This is a genomic window from Flammeovirga sp. SubArs3 (genome assembly GCF_947387565.1).
Lineage (GTDB): Bacteria > Bacteroidota > Bacteroidia > Cytophagales > Flammeovirgaceae > Flammeovirga > Flammeovirga agarivorans.
The window spans coordinates 117,975-138,107 of sequence record NZ_CANDOA010000004.1; the positions used below are offsets into that span (position 1 = coordinate 117,975).

Below are 20,133 nucleotides of genomic sequence, written 5' to 3' on the forward strand. Positions count from 1 at the left end.
CTATTCATTTTAACTTTAGTGACTTATATCAATTTTTGTAGATGACCAAAATGCCTGAAAACAATTTGATTAATCATTAATTTTAAATAAAAGTAAATAACACCACATAATTCACAGTCCAACAGATTATTTCTATGTCACTATCATTCACTAGCCCGAACAAAACTATCTTTATTTATGATAGCACTAAAACCTCTGAAGTTGCCTTATTGCAACATGTAAAAGACCAGACGTCAAAACTTACAGAAGTCCCTATTAATATTACTTCTGTAACACCTCAATTGCTCAATAGTATATTAACTAGAATGGAGCCGGGTACTTCTAGTCTATTGATCAATAAGACCTCGCCATGGTACAGATGTTTTTGTGAAGATTTTAGCGAGATGAACGATTTCATCTTGAAAAAGACGTTTGTAAAATTTCCTTCATTGATTCAAACGCCAATCGTGATTCATCAGGATGAGGTATATGTAAATCCTTCAATGAAGCATATTTTTGATATTTATGAGGAAATCTACGTCTAAAATTGTATCTATGAGAAAATAATTTTTCCATGGAGATACCATTTCTATCATTACATCACATTCATCAAAAAATTAGAACAGAAGCTTTGGCTGAAATCACTTCGGTATATGATTCTATGCATTATATACTTGGGGAGAAAGTCAAAGCTTTTGAGCATTTATATGCTTCGTTTTCTAATACAAAATATTGTATTGGCGTAGGGAATGGCAACGATGCGATAAAGATTTCATTAATGGCATTGGAAGTAAAAGAAGGAGATGAGGTAATTATTCCTGCTTCAACTTTTTATGCTACATTACAAGCGATCTTAGAAATAAAAGCAAAGCCAATCCTAGTAGATGTAGATCCTTTTTCGGGGTTAATGGATTTAGAAAAGACAAAAGAGGCGATCACATCAAAAACGAAAGTGATTCTACCGGTACATTTGTATGGGTATCCAGTAGATATGTCTACTTTGAGTGAGATAGCACAGCAAAACGATATTTATCTATTAGAAGATAACGCCCAAGCTCATGGAGCAAAATGGAACCATCATCCCACAGGCGGTATTGGAGATATTAATGCTACAAGCTTCTATCCAGGCAAAAATTTAGGTGCAATAGGAGATGGAGGAGCAATCACTACAAACAATAAAGATTTATACGAACGTTGCCTTAAAATTCGAAACTATGGTTCTTCAGAGAAATATAGACATGAACTTTTAGGAGTGAATTCGAGATTAGATGAATTGCAAGCTGCTTTTTTAAGTGTGAAGTTGAAGTACATCACCGAATGGAACAAAGAAAGAAATAGTCTTGCACAATTTTATCTAAAGTATTTAGAAGATATAGAGCAAATTGAAATTTTAAAACCAACCTCTAATAGCTATGCAGTATACCATCTCTTTACAATCCTGTGTGATGAACGAGATCGCTTACAAAACTATTTGAAGGAAAATGGAGTAGCTACCCAAATACATTACCCCATACCTATTCATTTACAAGAAGCTGCAAAAGATTTAGGGTACAAAAAAGGCGATTTCCCCATTTCAGAGAAAATCGCCCAGAAAACGTTAAGTCTTCCGATGTATATAAGTTTATCGAATATTCAGATTGAATATATTTGTTTGAAAATCAAGGAGTTTTTTATTTCTCAAAATCAATAGAGTGTCTTACTGCCAATCGTAAGATATTTGAATATCTTACAGACCCTTGTTGATATTTAAAACTATCTTCTCGAATATATTGAGCCTCCAAAGACACTTTTTCACTAACCTGACGGTTGATCAACATGATAAAACGGTTTTTGTTAGTAAAGGGATCATTCGACTTATCTCTTAGAACAAAGAAGAGTTCAGTACCAATACCTGCCATCCATTTTTCTGCAAACTTTTTACGGAAAATGATAGAGTATCTAAGTCTATTGAGGTAATCTTTTTCATTTTGGCCTTCATAAAATATATCCATGATCTGTTGTTCCAGTCTGAATCTATATTTTACAAAGAAGGATTTATCTTTAGTAAGATTATGTTTACCAATAAAATCTTGCATTGGTCGGATTTCAGAAATGTTCTCACCTTCTGGATCAAAAACATAGAAATAACCTAGACCAGCACGAACAGAAAAGTTGTTATTGATCTTGTACGTTAAACCAGAACGAACTTGCAGCCTGTTGGCTGTTAGATCAAACATGTGTAAGTAGGCACCGTCAGTTGATAGGCTCCATTTGTCATTAAACTTAGCTTTGTTGAAATAGTGTAACCACAAACGAGGATCTCCCTGAGATTGAGCATGTACTAACTGATGCTGCCACACAAACAATAAAGTCAGAAGTACAATCTTGATAAATTTCAAAATATTGATAGTTAAATGTTAATTTATTTAACTACAAATATATTGTACTCTTCTTTATAATCAGAAAGGTTTAACAATTAAGTGCTTTGATTAGAAGCATTTGCCAAAAGAAACACCTAAACTCCATGCATCATACACATTTCCTTTAATATCATATTGGAAAGAGGGAGATAATGCCCAATGTCCAGGAAGTTCAAATTCTTTCTCAATAATGACTTTACCCACAAAGAAATTCTTATTTTTTTCTAGTTCGACACCTGGGCCAATACCGATATTCCAGCCTTCTAAAGGTGAATAGTAAAGTATTACAGCACCAACATATGCAAATTCACGTTCTAGCTCTTCAGTTGCTCCTCCATGTTCGCCATGGCTACCGCCTTCAGCAGGAATTTCGACCATATATTGTGCGATTTCAATATCATTGACTACCCCAATTGAAAACTTTTTGGAAAGTTTGTAAGTGTAGTCGATACCAAAAGTAGGTACTAAAAGAAGGTCATGTGAAGGAACAGCTTGGGGTACCATTGTATATCCCATATAGAAAGACACTTTATGTTTTTTATGTCCTTCATGCTCATTTTCATGTGATGCAAAATGATGCTCTGTTACTTGATGGTGTTCTTCAGATTTAGTATGATTTTCTTCAGTTTGTGCTTGTAAGTGATAGGACAATGTTGTGAGAATTGCCACTACTGATAGTATAATCTTATTCATATCAATTGCTCGGTTATTAATAGAACAAACTTAAAAGTTTGATTTTAAACTAAATATTATTTTAACCTAACAAAGTTCAATGATCATTAAAGAGTGTAAAGTAAAAAATAAAGCCCTTTTCTCTAAGATTGAGAAAAGGGCTTACTATTTATACTGAGGAATTAAACTCAGACAATCTTCTTGATTTCAATGATTAAACATTGACCAGCTTCTAATGTTGCAGACATCCAATTATCTACAAAACTATATTCTTTTTGACCTACAAAGTCCCAATAAGTACCATTATTAGTACCTGGAATATTTAGGTAGAAGTCTTGAGAGTTGTTCCAGTCTGTATTAGCGACAACCAATATAGAATGATCAGGATGCCAAGGGTCGAAACGTTCAAAAGCGATAACACTTTCGTATTCTGTATCTGGATAATGAATAGTCATTGAGCTATCATTACCTCTCAAATGTTCATTATTTAACATCCATCCAAAGTGATTATAGATGTTATTAATGTACTTGATATACCCAATTAAGTTGTGGTCATTATTCCAACGAAGTCCAGACTTGAAGAATAATGGTAACCTTTGTTGGCTATAATAATCAGTTTCAGATTGTAAGAAATTAAGACCAGTATTTACAGGCCATTCTTCTAACAATTCAAAACCTTGATGTATAAATGGAATTGAGTTCGGTAAGAACTTATTCAATACATAGGAAACTTTACAGTGAGGTTCTCCACCTCTCATCATTGCTCTTGGCGTATTGTGAGTTTCAGGAGTACCATAATATGGTAAAGCAAGGTATTCATTAGAATCTTGTACAATTCTTTGAAGACCATCTCTTTTCTCTCTAGCTGTTACTCTCCATTCATGACCTAATACTGCATTGAAACCTTTGTCTCTACTTTGTTGAGTAACATCAAAGTTTTCTTCACAGAAAGCAAAATCAGGATCGTTATTACGCGCCTTGTTGATGATTTCTTCCATCAATTGTTGAGGAAGTGCATGTCCCATATCAATCATTACACCGTCGATACCAAATTTTTGGTAATGAGGAATAACACCATTAATCTTATCCCAAAGTGGTCTATTGATATGTGGTGGTTGTGCCAACTCCGGATTATAATATCTAATCGTATCATAAGCGATATAATTATAATCATTTGGAGTATGGTCGTAAGGGAAGTTGTACATTCTAAGGTACGTAACATCCGACCAAGCTGGCTGAATATCATCTGGCGGCCAGTCCGCAAAAGCACCAGGAATAATTAATTCACCTTCGTCTGTATAAGCAACGAATTTTCCATCCTCTACCTTAATTTGTTCAGGTGTTGGTGGTTTTTTGAATAGTGAACGGTATTCTTGACTTGGTGCGAAGTGGAAGCCTCCACCATCAGGAATTTTTTTGATTTCTGCTAACTCATGAGCAGGGAACTCTGGAGAATGGTATTCATGAGCTCTTTTTCTATCGATCCAGTAGAACCATTCAGGGTTAGAAGTTACCCAGTCTCCACCAAGAGAAGAAGTACGCAATACAAATTCCATAATTACTCTCATTCCCATCATATGGGCAGCTTCAACAAATGCCTCGAACTGTTCTTCAACAGTAAAAGGAACGAGTGGATCTGCCAAATTTGGGTCGATTTGATACTGGTCTTTAATTGCATAAGGAGAACCTAGGTCGCCACGGTTACCATCTTCACCAATACTAGTGATAGGTAACATATAAACTGTATTACAACCTAAATCTCTGATATATTTTAGCATAGCGATACATTTTAAAAGCGTACCGGTTTCACGGAAGCCATTATCGCTACTAGTAATGTCCATTCTATGTCCAGACCCAACATGACCATCATTATCATGATCATATGCAGCCGTTAGACGAGGGAATAAATTGTAGAAACTTGAGAAATATGTCCAATCTCCACCATTGCCATGTACATCATTTCTAAGCTTCGACAAAGAATGATTATAGTTGACATTTTTATCAGTTGGTGCTGTAATTTCTTTGATTGCGTTCTTAAAGAACGTCATTGGGTTGGTTTTAACAGGATGAGAAGGCCCCTGTTCTTGTCCGAGCCAAAGTGAAGGCACATAGTATTCTCTAGTTTCTTTTGCCTCATTTGCCTCTAAGTACTCAAGAATTTTGAGCAATTTAGATTCTTTTTTCATACTTACTTGTTCAAAAGAATTGAAGGTAAATCTTAGTAATTTTAATTACGTTGTAGTCTAATTTACAATCTTTTTATTGATAAGCTGAAGATAAAAATCATAGTTTTTGTTAACATTTGATTGCAACCCGTTTCGATACAGCTTTTTATTATAAAATTTATGTAAAAGATATTTAATAGCTGTTTTTTGGTCTACTTTCCTAGCATTAGTGAAGGTAGAACTACTTATGTGAAACTTTTTATTTAAACTTTATTAAAAAGGTCCTAAATATCTAGAGATTACCTTAAATGATTGATAACTTTGTGAGTTTGAATGTGAAAATAGATTTTACATCAGAATAACTATCAATAATTGAAGAACAATTGAATTCACAGTCGAGATCTATATGGGGGGTTATCGCTCTTACCACATTTAGTTTTCTGATCATAGGTTACAAAGTATACGAAAACGGTGGAAGTCAATCTAAGAAGCTTGCTTTTGAAGTTACAAAAGAAAGAGCTGTTAGATATGGTGAGACGATTGAATCCAGACTACAAACCCTTCTTTCCGAAATGCGATTGATAGGTAATACCATGCGACTTATCGGTGCCAATAAGCAGGAAACTGATAATGTAATGACAGGTTTACTTAACAATACTGTGGTTCATTATTCTAACATTGAGTACTTATGGATGGTCTTAATGGACAGTTCAGACAGTAACCAATTAGTGTACAATCCAATTTTCTATGATCAAGAAACCGAAAAATTGGATGGTAAGATTCTTCATGAAATCCATCAAGGGGAGTTGGATTGGGATAATTTCTTCCTAAAAAAGAGGATTCTAGCTTCAAAAGAGTCTTTTGTTACCTTACCCAAACACATCAAGAAAAGTACGGAGAAAAATGCCTTCGCTGTCCATGTTGTTTTACCTTTTTTCAATGAAAACGAAACTTTTATTGGGGCAGTAGGAACGGCTATTCGATTATCATTTTTCCAAAACTTCATCCATGAAAGTGATCATATTGATCATCGTTATGTGTGTATTGCGGCACCCAATGGTCAGATTGTGGGTTCCGTTAATCCTGATGATATCGGAAAAAATGACGGTATACCAGCGTATTTGTTCGCATCCTTAAGAAATGATCAGAAAGTATCTAGGATTGTTGAAAATGCAGAAACAGAAGAAAGCTATTACGAAATGTTGTTCCCTATTAAAATACAAGGAATGACAGAACCATGGGTAATTACCACAAGAGTTCCGCTTAAATCTGTATTGAAAAGCTCTATACAATCCAGAAACTTTACAATGGCTCTAGTTTTCTTATTATGGATTGTCATTACTTCTTCACTGACATTTATGGTTAGTAAATGGAAGAATGAGCTAAAACAAAGAAAAATTGTAGCAGAAGAGTACAAGAAAACAAACGAACTATTACGTAATATTCTTGATAACTCGGACCATATTATGATGTATACTCTTGATCGAGATAAACGATTGTTGAGCTGTAACAATAAGTTTATGAAAATTACAGAGATGCTAACAGGTAAACGCTTGGAAAAAGGAGATTACCTTTTGGACATTTATAATGAGATCAAGGAAAACAATAAACACATTTTACAAGGGGAGTATTTTGATCGATGTATTAAAGGAGAAGACCTTGTAGTTGTAGATAAATTTAAAGGGTATTATTTCGAACAGTTCTTTAACCCTTTTAGAAATACTCAAGGGAACATTATTGGTGTAACAAGTTTCTTAGTAGATGTAACAGAGTTGAAAGATGCACAAAAGCAGTTAGAAGTGCATAAAAATCACTTAGAGTTATTGGTTGAGAAACGTACCAAGCACATCGAAAGACAAAATGATGCCCTAAGAACACAGTCTGATAAGTTAAGAATTGCCCATGATGAAATCAGGGTACAAAACGAAGAAATCCAGACGAAAAATGTGGCATTGCAAGACTCGTTAAAGCAGACGGAGAAAACACTATTGCAATTAAAAGAAATGCAGGATCAATTGGTAAGTTCAGAGAAGCTTGCTTCAATTGGTCAATTAACAGCGGGTATTGCTCACGAAATTAATAATCCAATTAATTTTGTGGCAAACAACGTTCTTCCATTAAAAGATGATATTGAAGACTTGACCATTGCTTTCAATTTGTTGAAGAAACATGTGGAATCTGAAGTAGTTCAAGGGATAGAAGACGAGTTCGAAGTTTCTTTTGTCATTGATGAGATTAAAGACTTGCTTAATGGCATTGAGGAAGGTGCGAAAAGAACGACTCAAATTGTCATGGATCTGAAAACATTTGCAAGAATGGATTCAGCTTTATTCAAAGAAGCAAACCTTGAAGAAGGTATCGATACCTCATTGACTCTACTAAATAACAAACTGAAAAATAGAGTCGAAGTTCATAAAGATTATGGTAATATTCCATTGGTTTCTTGCAATGAAAGTAAGGTAAACCAAGTGTTTATGAATATACTAAATAACGCAGAACAAGCCATTACCGATGAGGGTAACCTTTACATCAAAACTTGGAATGATGATGAGTTTGTATATGTACAAATACAAGATGACGGTAAAGGAATGGATAAAGAAACGGTAAGTAAAATATTTGATCCTTTCTTTACCACTAAACCTGTCGGATTAGGTACTGGCCTTGGGATGTCAATCTCATTTGGTATTATTCAAGACCATCATGGAGACATAAAAGTAGACTCAGCAATAGGTAAAGGAACAACATTTACAATTAAGCTACCTATAAAAGGTATTTCAAATACTGAAGCTTAATCTTAGAATGTTGATAACTTTTTGAAAACGATGAATGGAAATCAAAAAGTTATCAACATTTTTTCTTTTCTGTGAGATATTATTGTGAGTATGTGAATAAGTTTAAAGTAAGAACATTTCATGAATCGATTTTTACAACAAATAATAAATATTTTTCTCTTTGCTTTAAGTATTTCCTTTACTTATTCACAGTCCTTGGATTTTATCTACTATCCTGTTGATGCAGGATTGATTTCAGGGCAGTTAAAATCGATTACACATACTTCAGACGGTATTATTTGGGGAGCAACAGATAATGGTATATTAAGGTTCGATGGTAAAAAAGTAGACCTTATTAACCATACTCTTCCCAGTCATTATATCAAATCATTTACTCACCTCAAGGATGGAAGAGTGCTTATCGTTCATGATTTAGGTATTGGTATTCTTTCTTCAAATTATGATGAGTATTCTATTGAATCATTTATTGATGGATCTACAAATAGAAGTGACCAAACGAAAATACATTACCCCAAAAGTATTTATGTTCAAAATGATTCTACCTTTTGGATAGGTGAGGATTCTTCGATTGTTTATTATCAATTGGGACAGCCTATCAAGCGATATACTCTTCATTTTAAATCGCAATCACCACATTATGTAAGAACGGTACTCTTTGAGATTGATGGCTTCAATAATCCATGGGTTTTTAGTTATAACGTTGGTATTTTCAAGTACGACAATCAAAAAGATATTTTTACCAAAGTGTCTCTTCCTCAGAAACTATCTAATATTTCATGGGTTGAGAAAGTGAGTTTTAAAACCTTTTGGGTAGGAGGTGAAGAAGGGGTCTTTGAAATGGAAGTAGATAGACAAGGAAATATCGTTAATTGGACTCAGGTAACTACCATTGAAGGAGTGTCATCTGGTAAGAAGATTGGAGACTATCAAATGATTATTGGTACTTGGTCTGATGGAGCTTATTTCATTGATTTTTCTAACTCAACACGCATCCAACATCCTATCGATTTACAAGGAGTGAAAGATATTCTTTCATTGGATTATCAAAAAGAACTTGGTTGGTGGATTGGTGGTACAGAAAGTATCGGATTGTTAAAGAAAGTACCTTTCCAATGGGTTGACTTAGTATCTAATCATGTATTGATTGAGGCGGCAAAAGAGACCCGAAAAGGGAATGTGATAATTTCTGAGGGAGATAGTCTTCGTCAGTTGGAGTGGTTAGAAAATCGATGGAAACAAACGTTCGTCTATCATTTTAAAGAAAGGGTACGAAGCTTCATTGAATATAACGGAAAGGTCTACATAGGAACATATGAAGGACAGTTGTTCTCTACATCATATAATCAAAACTTATTTACAAAAGTAGAAGGCATTAAGATGAAAGGAGCAGTAGTTTCTTTCTTTATTGATGAAGAGAATCACTTGTGGTGTTCAGGGGAGTATCAGAATGGTGTTTTTAAGGTTGATCAAAATGATAATGCTCAACATATCCAAGGTGACGCACTTAATGGAGTCCAAGTAATTAAAGGAATTAATAATGGTACTTTCTATTTAGGGGGAGATAAAAGACACTGCTTGTTACAGAAATACAATTATACCAACCAGAAATTTGAAAAGGTCAATGCAGTTTTCCCAAGGGAAGTGGAGGAGAATATTGTCGTTTGGGACTTGTTGATTAAGAAGGATGTTATTTATCTGGCAACATCAGATGGTTGCTTTTATTTTTCTTCAAAGTCTACACAAGAAAAAATTTTACTCAGCGAGCTTTTACCTGTTGGGCTTGATGCTAATACATCATTTAAAGCAATAGAAATGACGGATGATGGAGCTCTTTGGCTGGCATCATTTAAAGGGTTGTATCGAGTGAAAAATGATGAAGCTCAATTGTTTGATAAGACCAATGGTTTACCTTCGAATGCAATAAAAATCCAAGGATTATCCAAGGATTCAGATGGTAGATTATGGATAGCTACTGAAAAAGGGTTAGTGGTAGCCACAGAAAGTAGGGACCTAGATAAAAAAACGAAAGCGCCAGAAATATCGATGGTTATATTGAATGCTGATGGTTCTGAAACGTTAGTAAGTGATTCTACTGAAAAAATACCATATCAGAGTGATGTGGAATTAAAGTTTAATACTCAAAAGTTTCCCACATCAAATATCTCTTATCAATACCGAATGCTTTCTTCAGACACAGTGTGGGTGAATTTAGATAAGGTAGATCAATTGAGTTTTCTGAATTTGATGAATGGAAGCTATACGCTAGAAGTTAGAGCTACTTTAAAAGGGTATCAATCCAGCGATATTTCAACCATGAAATTTGAGGTAAAAACACCTTTTTATAAAGCACCTGCATTTTATGTTATTCTAGTCTTATTATTGGCAGTACTGATCTTTTTTATTTTTAGACAACACAATAAGAACCTAATTGAAAAGGGTAAAAGGCTAGAACATCTTGTAGAGATTAGAGCTAAGGAAATTACTTCTCAGAAAACTAAGATAATGGAGCAGCAACAAGAGATCTATCAAAAGAAACAGAAGATCATTGAAGCTGAAAAATCAATTGCTGAAGCTGATTTAAAAAATGCACAATTGAGAGAAGAGAAACTACAAGAAATGTTGGAGCAAAAGAACAAACATTTAACTGTGGTAACGCTTAATATTGTGGAGAAAAATAACTTCATGCATACTTTAAAAAAGCAATTGAAAGATATAGAAGGGCAATACCCAGATGTGGCAAGTCCTATGAAGCACCTTTACAGAACTATAGAAAAGAGCGATAAAACAGATAAAGATTGGGAAGAATTTCAACACTACTTTGAAGGAGTACATCAGAACTTTAATCAACATCTTAAAGAAAAGCATCCGTCGTTAACTGCTCATGATTTAAGACATTGTGCTTTGATCCGATTAAACTTAAGTTTAATTGAATGTGCGAATCTTTTAGGAATCTCTCAAGACAGTATTAAGACCTCAAGATACCGATTGAAAAAGAAGTTGACGTTGAGTGCAGAAGAGAATTTGCAGGATTATATTCTTGCTTTTAAATAATTCTGAAAAGCAGCTTTAAGATCATCTTAGGAACAAGTCTAAACGTAAGGAACACTTTTTCTTTTTGAGTAAAAGTGATGTATTGAATAAGTTTTTTAAAGTTGATGGAAGAAAGACATACTTCACTCATTTGAAATATCGTTTGATACTCTTCAACAGAAAACTTCTTTCTATTATTTTCAAGTTTATGTTGTGTACCATAGGCAATCATCAAACTACTTTTATCATTGATACTTTTGATGCGTTCTGGTAATCCTACTTCTTTGATAAATCGGTCAAGTTCTATTTGTAACGTTAATAAATCTGTGATATTTCCGTTAATGATACTAGTTATTGATGAAGGATGTTGTCTGTAAAAATAGGTCCCTTTATTGATACCAATTCTATTGGAATAATACAGTAATAGCCTGGCTTCAAACTCGTCAGCATGTATTCCAACAATCTGATTTTTTATCCTTTTTAAAAGTGTAGTTTTATAGATTCCAAAACTTGAAAGTTTCCAATTATCTAAGCTAAGAGATAATGCTTCTAGGTTTCCAAATATGGGAGTTGATGTATTTGTTACAAGATCAATATCACCTGTTGGGTAATGGTAAGTAAGTTGATATAAAGAGCAGTCTAAATTCTTAGTGAGTATATCATTCATCCCCAATGCTAAAGCATCTTCAGAGATAAAATCGTCACTATCAATCGAGGTGAAATAAGGTGTGTTTACTTTAGATTGGGCATAACTTTTAGTAGCAATATTACCCGAATGTTCTTTTTGATATGCTCGTATTCTTTCGTCTTTTTGAGCAAACTCTTTAATAATATTCCAGCTATTATCCGATGAAGCATCATCCACAATAATCAATTCGAAGTCTTTATAGGTTTGGTTGAGCAAACTATAAAAGTATTGATGTAAAAACCTTTCAGAATTGTATACTGCAGTAATAACACTAAGCACCGGTTTCATCTAAGTATTGTTTGATGGTTTGTTTACGCTGAATTTTTAGGGTATTGGTTTTAACAAAACTACCTACTGATACCACTTTCTTTGGTAATTCATATCGGCCTAACTCATTCTTTAATTTCAGTAATAACTGATGTTCATCTTCTGCAGATAAAGAAACACCCTCAATAAATAGAGTGACTTCTTCCCCAAGTAGATCATTCGGAACACCTCCAACAAATAGGTTGATATTATGATATCCCAGATCAAAAAGGTGGTGTAAAGTAGCTTTTTCTACTTTTTCTGCCTGAACTTTTACCCCTCCACTGTTGATGATATTATCAGCTCTACCAATCCATTGAAATGATGTTGAAGAAATAATCTTGACAATATCATTGGTTTGAATTTTCTTATTGTCAGTCATTGGTGCTGTAATATTTAAACAATTACGATGATCAAGGCCAATTAGAACATTATTTAAGGTATGATACAGTTGGTCAGAAGTAGCTGAAACTTCTCTTAGTGCAATATGAGAAACCGTTTCTGTCATACCATATGTCATATATACTTTAGTATTTACCATCTGAAGTATGATTTCATCTTCTTGACTTTCTGCCATTGGAGCACCGCCAATAATCAACTTCTTGGTATTTAGAAAACGATCTTTGGATCCCACATCTTCTAAACTAAGTTGTACTTGAATAGGAGCCATCGCTGTAAAATCAAAATCAACAGGAAATTGATGTTCTTTAAAAGGAGTAGAAGTAGGAGGTACGATCCAAGTATCTAATTTTAATTCTAACATACGGACCAACATCATTTTACCTGCAATATAATCAGTATTCATACAGATTAGAGCCGTATCGTTTCTCTGAAGTTTTAGTATAGCACCAGTTGCTTTGGCGCTTTCATACATCTGTTGGCGTTTAACTGTTATAGTCTTAGGAGTACCGGTAGACCCAGAAGATTGCATGCTGAATGCTTCTTTACCATTGAGCCACTCAAAGCAAAAAATAAGAACATTATCAATGAATTCATCCCCTTCAAGTGAGAAGTTTCCATTTTTTAAATCATTGATAGTGAATTCTTTATTGAGTATGTGTAAAAGCATGTTATCTACTAAAATTTGTTTTCTCTATCGAATAAGTTGTCATTATAGGAATGATAATTGATCTTTGTCTTCTTAGAATAATCATAATTGCCTTATGGACACCATTAGAATCAACAAATATACCTTACTTATTTGTCTAATTACAATTTTTAAATTAACTGCAATTGCTCAGTCGAATCAAAAAACATTGATTAAAACGTATTACGACGATTGGGCAGGGATTGTAGCAGAAGAATTTTATGTGATTGATGGAGACTCGAATCGCATAGATGGAGAGTATAAGCGATATTTCCCAGGAAGTGATAACCTAATTGTAAAATCGACTTATAAAGATGGTGTATTGAATGGTCCATTCTTCGAATATTTCGAAAATGGGAGAGTGCATTTTAAAGCCAATTATAAAAACGGTTTAAAACAAGGAGCGTACACTTCATACTATGTAGAAGGTATGAAAAAGACAGAGGCTCAGTTTAAGGCGGATAAAATGGTAGGAACAATGAAGAAGTATTTTCCTACAGGTGTCGTTCAGATTGAACATAATATCAAAGCGAATATCTGGAAAGAGTTTTATCCTTCGGGCAAAATTATGTCTACTTCCGAGATGGAAGGTGAACTAAGAAACGGTTCAACTACTGTATACGATGAAGAAGGTAACATCAAACAAAAAGGCAATTATGTAGAGGGCAAAATTGATGGTATCTATTATACATATTTCCCTAAGTCAGAATCATTACAAAAAGAAAGTGCCTTCGTTTTGGGTGAACTTCAAGGGGAATCCAAAGAATATTATATTTCTGGACAGGTGAAACTTCTAATACCTTTTGATCATAACCTTGAACACGGTTTAAGAATAGAATATTATGAATCGGGGCAGGAAATGTCTGAAAATAAAATGGTCGAAGGGAAAAGTACTGGCAATTATAAAAACTACTATGAAAATGGTCAGTTAAAGTCAGAGATGATTACAGCTTTAGGAAAAGAACAGAAAGGTGTTTTTAGAGAATATGCTGAAGATGGTACTTTATTGAAAGAGGGACATATGCAACAAGGAAAAATGCATGGTGTTACCAAAGTTTTTTATGCTACAGGTAATTTAAAACAAGAGTTTAATTATCAGAAAGGTATCAAGAAAGGTAACCAACAACTGTTTTATGAAGATGGTAAAAATCTGAAACAATTAGAAGTTTATGCTAAAAATGCAACAGAGGTAGCTTATAAAGCATATTTTGAAAATGGAAAAATTTCAGAAGAAGGACAGTTCACCAAGAAACAAAAAAGTGGTCCTTGGAAAACATATTACAATGATGGTCAGTTAAAAATGACAAAGACTTTTGTAAATGGCTTTGAGGAAGGTGATGCGATGATTTATAATCATAAAGGCGCACTATTAACCAAAGAAAAATACCGTAAAGGTAGATTAGTGGGTATTCGCATCGAATATTTTGATGATGGGAAAACTGTATTAATGGAAACGCCTTACGATAAAGGATATATTTACGGAGTAGTAAAGAAGTACTATCGAAATGGGCAAATCAGAGAAATCGGGAAAAAATACAAAGAAAAGAAACTCGATACTTGGAAATATTTCGACGAAAATGGACTTCTAGAGAAAGAAGAAATTTATAATAAAGGTACTTTGCTAGAAGTGAAATACCCTAATGAGTAAAAAACATGAGAGTTGATAAATACTTGTGGTGTGTTCGAATTTTTAAAACTAGAACAATAGCTACAGATGCTTGTAAAAAGGAAGAAGTGATATTAAATGGAAGTATTCCCAAACCTTCTCAGAAAATAAGTGCTGGTGATATCGTTGAGGTGAAAAAAGCTCCTATTTGGCGTAAATTTAAGGTTTTACAAGTCATTGATAAAAGAGTTGGAGCCAGTTTGGTTGCGGAGAATGTAGAAGAAATTACTTCTAAGGAAGAACTCGATAAGTTGAAGGAGTATATCGATGAAAAGAGATTCTACCTCAATAAATAAGACAAATTATTAAATACAAAAAGGCAGTTTTTTACACTGCCTTTTTGTATTTATTTACATTTATTAATATATTCAAATTATAAATTACGATACCTACTGATGTAAACTTACAACCTAAAGAAATCATGGAATATTTACATATTATGTTGCTACTCATGTACTTCGCTATCGGTCTTGCTATTTGGTCTTTTTATCATACTTATCTTGAAAGAAAAGATTTTGACGATTCCTCATTTAATAGCAATGACGATGATGATAACAATGGCGGATGGCCAGTTTCTCCTAATGAGCCAGATCTAGATTTACCTCCAGGCATATTTATCTTACCTCCAGGTGCTCCAGATCCAAGTAAGCGAGAAGTAGTAATCTAATTCTTTCGCAAATTTTTTCTGATATTCTTCGCCTGTAAGCTTAAGCCTTCCTTATTAGGAACAATACGCAATAACTTCTCGATAGTCATTAATGTATGTAGGTCCAATTTTAATTCTCTATAAATCGTACATAACCCAGATAGGGCACCGAAGTGTCTAGGCTCCAGAGATAATACTTTCTTAAGATCATCAATTGCTTTTTTAAATTCCCCTCTCATATAATAACAGATTGCTCGTTTATTATAGATTTCTGCATGATTCTTCGAAAAGATTAATGCATGAGAAAAAGTAGCAATGGCGTCTTTATATCTTTCTTTAGAAATTTGTTCTAAACCTAAAGCGATAACATCGTTAATAAATGGATCATCGGTTTTCTGCCAAATCTCTAAGATTGAGTTTTCAATATCTGATATTTTATTTTTATCTGTAGCAAGTTTCAATTTCGAGAACAGTACGTCTACTTCCGTTGTATATTCTTTCATGATCGTTGATGCTTAATATTAAGTAAATTTCCTTTACTTTTATACTTTGAATCGTGTTTTATACGATGTGCCTGTCACATTATTAAATACACTTCCTAAAGTAAAAAGTTTCTAACAATTAAATTCATTAGGGAAAAACTTAACATATCTTCAAAGTTCATGAGAATAGTACAAACTTTTAGCCTTGTTTTTGCATTTTTCTTAGTCATACAAAAATCAGCTAACGCCCAAATTTCAGTTGCAAGAACCCAAGAAATCATTGATACGTTAGCTAGTGACCATCTCAAAGGAAGATATGCTGGTACTGAAGGGGAATATATTACTACGGAATACATCAAAGATCAGTTCGAAAAAGTCGGATTGAAACCTGCTGGTGAAAACGGAACATATTTCCAAACCATCACAAAATACTATAAGTCAGTTCAGGTCGAAGAACTGTTTCTTAATAAAATCTTGATCTCAAAAAGTGATTACTTTATAGACACGAATGAAAAGCTAGTCATCCTTAAGAAAGCCAAAGGCGTTAAGGTAGTTGATTTGCCTGAAGATCAGTCATTCTTGAATTTTAGAGAAGAGTTGATCAAATCTAATGAGCTTACTCTAGTTTGGGTAAAAGGCGATCAACACATTCAGGCCATGAGAAACTCAAAAGATAAAAACACAACGGGAAGGTACACAGATAAACTGGAAGCTGACCATACTATTATCTGGGTGAAAGAAAATGAAAAGGTTAAAGAGAAATTCAAGAAAATGCTTTTGCATTACTCACAAAACGTTGAAGAAGTGAAGATGCGTAATGTAATGGCTAAAATTGAAGGAGGAGCTAAACCTAATGAAGTAGTCATGATTTCTGCACATCATGATCATATCGGTATTTTAAAACCTATTCAAGGGGATTCTATTGCCAATGGTGCCGACGATAACGCCTCTGGTGTATCTGCAGTGATTCAGTTAGCTGAACATTATGCTAGAAGAAAGATGAAATACCCTAGAACCATATTGTTTACAACATTTACAGCAGAAGAGATGGGCTTGGTAGGATCATCTTACATGGCTGACCATATGTCTGAAGAAGAGCTTAAGAGTATTGTAGCGATGGTAAATATCGAAATGATTGGTAAAACATCAGCTAACGGTAAGCGTAAAGCATATATCACAGGCTATGATAAAACCAATTTAGGTAAAATCATGGCTCAAACGGTACTGAAGAATAAAATGAACTTTAAGTTCTTCCCGGATCCATACGATGAGCTTCATTTATTTATGCGTTCGGATAATGCTCCGTTTGCAGCAAAAGGAGTTCCTGCTCAAACCGTTTCTTCAACAGATATAGACTTTGATACCTATTATCATACGGTAAACGATGAAATAAAAACATTAAACTACCAAAATATCGTAGATGTGATCCAAGGGATCGCTATTGGTATTGAACCTGTTATTAAGGGAAGAAGTACACCGACTAGAGTGAAACAAAAGTAGATTACACTTCAAAAAATATAGGATTACGGACATTTTCTATTTGACATTATCTTTTTAAAATTGATGTTAATTAACGAGAAGATGTCCGTAAATTTTTACCTTTGTATTTTTAGAATTTAGAAGTAAAAAACCTAATTGTTTTAGAACAATGAGAAAATTCGGTCTCCTTATATGTGTGATGATAAGTTACCTGAGTGTGAGTGCTCAAGTAAATCGAGTTGGCGTAAACAGTGAGTGGAGTACTGATATTAATAAAGCAAACTTCAAACTTTGGGAATATGAGTCTTTAGTCCCCAAAGATGCTTTTAAGGCCATAGATTATCCTCGTTTTTATAACGAAGAAAGAGCACAGGAAAAATACAACCTTAATGAAAATGTAGTGGTTGTTAGTAAAGGACGTGAACACAAGGCATATCCTATGGAAATATTGATGTTCCATCAGGTGATTAATGATAGAATTGGTGGAATGCCTATTGCTATCACATATTGTCCTCTGTCGGATGCTGTAAAAGTCTTTGAAAGAAGATTTGAGCATAAAGGTGTTCAAAGAGAGTTAGAGTTTAGTCCATCGGGAATGATAAGAATGAGTAACATTATTCTTTATGACAGACAGACGGAATCTTGGTGGCAACAATACAATGGCAAAAGTGATACAGGCTTTTTCAAAAATAAAGTTCTTACAGAAAGAATGGCGGTGCGTATGACCATGCAACAGTTTTATGATAACTGTAAATACGGATTGGTCTTAAGAGACGATGAAAAAGATGCATTACTACCTTATGGTGTTAACCCTTATTACAAGTACGATAATGTATTGGTAGAAAAGCCTTTGTACCTGAATCATATGCCAAGTGAGCGTTTAATGCCTATGGAGCGTATTCTAACAGTAAACCTTAGAGGCAAACATATGGTTTACCCTATGGAAGAGGTGAAGAAGCATAAAGTGATTAACGATACACCATTAGATATGTATGTAGCTATTTTCTACATGGAAGGTAGTACTTCTATGTTGGGAGATAGAGATATTAAGTCTGCAAAAGATATTGGGTCAGCTGTGGCTTATTCAGCTTTTTACGATGGACAATGGCTAACTTTTTCAAAAGAAGGAGATCTTTTTGTAGACGATAGAACGAGTTCAAAATGGAATTTTATGGGGAAATGTGTGGAAGGAAGTTACGAAGGAGGACAACTTGAAACCATATTATCTACCGAAAGTTTTGCATTTCCGGAATTAGAGTTTTATACTAATAGCCTTATTTACAGTATCAATTGGTAATCAAATTAAATAAAAAGAACAACTGACGATTCTAAGTATTAAATTTACAAACTAGAAAACACTTCTTTTTTAAACGGTATGAAAGATTTCAAAGCAATTAGATTATCTTATAAAAATACACCTTTGGAAGTAAGAGGTAAATTATCACTGTCTCAGGATGATTGTGAAACTTTATTGTCTAATTTTCAAAAAGACTCTCGTATTAATGAGCTTTTATTTGTTTCGACATGTAATAGAACGGAAGCTTATTATATCGCAGAAGAGGATTTATCAGATGACTTAATTTCACAAATCAGTACACTCAAAGAAGTTGATACTCAAGAATCCAATCAATATTTTGAATCATTATGTCAACCTAAGGATGTTCAAAACCATCTTTTTAGAGTGGCAATGGGATTAGAGTCTCAAGTTGTTGGAGACATTCAAATTTCCAATCAAGTAAAAAGAGCGTATCAATGGACTGCCGATCACAATATGGCAGGACCATACCTTCACCGTTTGATGCATACCATTTTTAACGCCAATAAAAGAGTTCAGATAGAAACGGAATTTAGAGATGGAGCTGCTTCTGTGTCTTATGCCGCAGTAGAAATGATTGATGAAATCACTACTGATATCAACGATCCAAAAATCTTAGTTGTTGGATTGGGTGAGATTGGAACTGATGCCGTTAGAAATCTTCAAAATACGGAGATCTCTGATGTAACTATCATGAACCGTACTTTCTCAGTAGCTGAAGAATTGGCAACAGAAACGGGTTATAAGACCAGACCTTTTGAAGAACTTTGGACAGCTGCAAAAGAAGCGGATGTGATTATCTCTTCTTTACCAATCGCCGATTACTTCCATAAAGAGAATGTTGCTGATTTAGATATTTTGGCGTTCAAGTGTTTCTTGGACTTGTCGGTACCTAGATCTGTTGCTGTAGACGTAGAAACAATCCCTGGAGTATTGGTATATACTGTAGACGATATCAATGCTAGAGCAACTAAAGCATTAGAAAGAAGATTAAATTCGATTCCTCAAGTAGAAACGATTATTGAAGCCTCTCTAACGGAGTTCAATAAGCGTACACAGGAAATGGAGTTTTCTCCAATTATTAAAGGGTTGAAAAACACACTTGAAGAAATAAGAGAAAAGGAAATTGAAAAGTACTCTTCAGACCTTTCTAACAAAGAGAAGAAGCAAGTGGATAAAATCACAAAGAACTTACTAAATAAAATCATGAAGGTTCCTGTTCTTCAGTTGAAAGCGACAGCTTCAGCGAATAAAAAAGAAGGACAAAAAATGGGTAAAATAATTACTGACCTTTTTGATCTAAATATCAATAGTTAATTGATAAAAAATAAATGAAAAGGCCTCTAATTCAGCAAACTGAGTTAGAGGCCTTTTTTTATTGAAAATTTCATTGAAACGTCTCAAATCATATCAAAATCAATGATTTA

Annotated in this window: 16 protein-coding genes; 10 read left to right on the forward strand and 6 right to left on the reverse strand. The window is 33.9% G+C overall.

Annotated elements, in window-relative coordinates:
- The first annotated feature begins 134 nt into the window (after positions 1-134).
- Both QL232_RS12830 and QL232_RS12835 read left to right on the forward strand, forming a co-directional pair.
- On the forward strand, positions 135-524 hold the full coding sequence (locus QL232_RS12830) for a hypothetical protein (RefSeq protein WP_168881840.1): 390 nt from the start codon (positions 135-137) through the stop codon (positions 522-524).
- Positions 525-553: 29 nt separating this feature from the next.
- On the forward strand, positions 554-1,669 hold the full coding sequence (locus QL232_RS12835) for a DegT/DnrJ/EryC1/StrS family aminotransferase (protein WP_281614412.1): 1,116 nt from the start codon (positions 554-556) through the stop codon (positions 1,667-1,669).
- Here the strand turns inward: QL232_RS12835 and QL232_RS12840 are convergent.
- The 3 genes from QL232_RS12840 to QL232_RS12850 all read right to left on the reverse strand — a co-directional run bounded on the left by QL232_RS12840 (position 1,650) and on the right by QL232_RS12850 (position 5,236).
- A complete protein-coding gene (locus QL232_RS12840) occupies positions 1,650-2,357 on the reverse strand; it encodes a DUF2490 domain-containing protein (protein WP_281614413.1) in 708 nt (235 codons plus the stop codon). The two genes, QL232_RS12835 and QL232_RS12840, sit on opposite strands and share 20 nt — an antisense overlap.
- Before the next feature lie 90 nt (positions 2,358-2,447).
- On the reverse strand, positions 2,448-3,071 hold the full coding sequence (locus QL232_RS12845) for a hypothetical protein (protein WP_168881837.1): 624 nt from the start codon (positions 3,069-3,071) through the stop codon (positions 2,448-2,450).
- Positions 3,072-3,238: 167 nt separating this feature from the next.
- Entirely contained in the window at positions 3,239-5,236 is a 1,998-nt protein-coding gene (locus tag QL232_RS12850; protein ID WP_281614414.1) for an alpha-amylase family glycosyl hydrolase, read from the reverse strand.
- A gap of 362 nt (positions 5,237-5,598) precedes the next feature.
- Here QL232_RS12850 and QL232_RS12855 point away from each other — a divergent pair, with 362 nt between their 5' ends.
- Together QL232_RS12855 and QL232_RS12860 are read left to right on the forward strand one after the other, a co-directional pair.
- Positions 5,599-8,007 (forward strand): ATP-binding protein, encoded by a 2,409-nt coding sequence (locus QL232_RS12855; protein ID WP_281614415.1) that lies wholly within the window; start codon positions 5,599-5,601, stop codon positions 8,005-8,007.
- A gap of 120 nt (positions 8,008-8,127) precedes the next feature.
- A complete protein-coding gene (locus QL232_RS12860; RefSeq protein WP_281614416.1) occupies positions 8,128-11,058 on the forward strand; it encodes a two-component regulator propeller domain-containing protein in 2,931 nt (976 codons plus the stop codon).
- On the opposite strand, the gene QL232_RS12865 is transcribed toward QL232_RS12860, so the two are convergent.
- Together QL232_RS12865 and QL232_RS12870 are read right to left on the reverse strand one after the other, a co-directional pair.
- Positions 11,051-12,013: a glycosyltransferase family 2 protein gene (locus tag QL232_RS12865; RefSeq protein ID WP_281614417.1), complete on the reverse strand. Its 963-nt coding sequence runs from the start codon at positions 12,011-12,013 to the stop codon at positions 11,051-11,053. The two genes, QL232_RS12860 and QL232_RS12865, sit on opposite strands and share 8 nt — an antisense overlap.
- Positions 11,997-13,100: an AMP-binding protein gene (locus QL232_RS12870; RefSeq protein WP_281614418.1), complete on the reverse strand. Its 1,104-nt coding sequence runs from the start codon at positions 13,098-13,100 to the stop codon at positions 11,997-11,999. Before QL232_RS12870 ends, QL232_RS12865 begins: the two co-directional genes overlap by 17 nt.
- 94 nt (positions 13,101-13,194) lie before the next feature.
- Between QL232_RS12870 and QL232_RS12875 the strand changes: the two genes are divergently transcribed.
- The 3 genes from QL232_RS12875 to QL232_RS12885 all read left to right on the forward strand — a co-directional run bounded on the left by QL232_RS12875 (position 13,195) and on the right by QL232_RS12885 (position 15,451).
- Complete coding sequence (locus tag QL232_RS12875) at positions 13,195-14,766, forward strand: toxin-antitoxin system YwqK family antitoxin (RefSeq protein ID WP_281614419.1); 1,572 nt, start codon at positions 13,195-13,197, stop codon at positions 14,764-14,766.
- 5 nt (positions 14,767-14,771) lie between these two features.
- The gene (locus tag QL232_RS12880; protein WP_281614420.1) at positions 14,772-15,080 is read left to right on the forward strand and encodes a S4 domain-containing protein; all 309 of its coding nucleotides are present in this window, start codon (positions 14,772-14,774) and stop codon (positions 15,078-15,080) included.
- Positions 15,081-15,205: 125 nt separating this feature from the next.
- On the forward strand, positions 15,206-15,451 hold the full coding sequence (locus QL232_RS12885) for a hypothetical protein (RefSeq protein WP_168881829.1): 246 nt from the start codon (positions 15,206-15,208) through the stop codon (positions 15,449-15,451).
- On the opposite strand, the gene QL232_RS12890 is transcribed toward QL232_RS12885, so the two are convergent.
- A complete protein-coding gene (locus tag QL232_RS12890; RefSeq protein ID WP_168881828.1) occupies positions 15,448-15,933 on the reverse strand; it encodes a tetratricopeptide repeat protein in 486 nt (161 codons plus the stop codon). The two genes, QL232_RS12885 and QL232_RS12890, sit on opposite strands and share 4 nt — an antisense overlap.
- A 159-nt stretch (positions 15,934-16,092) precedes the next feature.
- Here QL232_RS12890 and QL232_RS12895 point away from each other — a divergent pair, with 159 nt between their 5' ends.
- The 3 genes from QL232_RS12895 to hemA all read left to right on the forward strand — a co-directional run bounded on the left by QL232_RS12895 (position 16,093) and on the right by hemA (position 20,023).
- Positions 16,093-17,412: a M20/M25/M40 family metallo-hydrolase gene (locus tag QL232_RS12895; RefSeq protein WP_281614421.1), complete on the forward strand. Its 1,320-nt coding sequence runs from the start codon at positions 16,093-16,095 to the stop codon at positions 17,410-17,412.
- A 148-nt stretch (positions 17,413-17,560) separates the two neighbouring features.
- Positions 17,561-18,688 carry a DUF3179 domain-containing (seleno)protein gene (locus tag QL232_RS12900; protein WP_281614422.1) on the forward strand — a complete coding sequence of 376 codons (1,128 nt, stop codon included), beginning with the start codon at positions 17,561-17,563 and terminating at the stop codon, positions 18,686-18,688.
- A gap of 78 nt (positions 18,689-18,766) precedes the next feature.
- Positions 18,767-20,023, forward strand: a complete 1,257-nt coding sequence (gene hemA / locus QL232_RS12905; protein ID WP_281614423.1) for a glutamyl-tRNA reductase — start codon at positions 18,767-18,769, stop codon at positions 20,021-20,023.
- The last annotated feature ends 110 nt before the right edge of the window (positions 20,024-20,133 follow it).

Bases quoted from the DNA above. Each gene is read 5' to 3' on its own strand.
- QL232_RS12885 (WP_168881829.1), top strand. From the start codon at position 15,206: ATGGAATATTTACATATTATGTTGCTACTCATGTACTTCGCTATCGGT.
- QL232_RS12895 (WP_281614421.1), top strand. From the start codon at position 16,093: ATGAGAATAGTACAAACTTTTAGCCTTGTTTTTGCATTTTTCTTAGTC.
- QL232_RS12835 (WP_281614412.1), top strand. From the start codon at position 554: ATGGAGATACCATTTCTATCATTACATCACATTCATCAAAAAATTAGA.
- QL232_RS12850 (WP_281614414.1), bottom strand. From the start codon at position 5,236: ATGAAAAAAGAATCTAAATTGCTCAAAATTCTTGAGTACTTAGAGGCA.
- QL232_RS12890 (WP_168881828.1), bottom strand. From the start codon at position 15,933: ATGAAAGAATATACAACGGAAGTAGACGTACTGTTCTCGAAATTGAAA.
- QL232_RS12830 (WP_168881840.1), top strand. From the start codon at position 135: ATGTCACTATCATTCACTAGCCCGAACAAAACTATCTTTATTTATGAT.
- hemA (WP_281614423.1), top strand. From the start codon at position 18,767: ATGAAAGATTTCAAAGCAATTAGATTATCTTATAAAAATACACCTTTG.
- QL232_RS12865 (WP_281614417.1), bottom strand. From the start codon at position 12,013: ATGAAACCGGTGCTTAGTGTTATTACTGCAGTATACAATTCTGAAAGG.
- QL232_RS12900 (WP_281614422.1), top strand. From the start codon at position 17,561: ATGAGAAAATTCGGTCTCCTTATATGTGTGATGATAAGTTACCTGAGT.
- QL232_RS12875 (WP_281614419.1), top strand. From the start codon at position 13,195: ATGGACACCATTAGAATCAACAAATATACCTTACTTATTTGTCTAATT.
- QL232_RS12880 (WP_281614420.1), top strand. From the start codon at position 14,772: ATGAGAGTTGATAAATACTTGTGGTGTGTTCGAATTTTTAAAACTAGA.
- QL232_RS12860 (WP_281614416.1), top strand. From the start codon at position 8,128: ATGAATCGATTTTTACAACAAATAATAAATATTTTTCTCTTTGCTTTA.
- QL232_RS12845 (WP_168881837.1), bottom strand. From the start codon at position 3,071: ATGAATAAGATTATACTATCAGTAGTGGCAATTCTCACAACATTGTCC.
- QL232_RS12870 (WP_281614418.1), bottom strand. From the start codon at position 13,100: ATGCTTTTACACATACTCAATAAAGAATTCACTATCAATGATTTAAAA.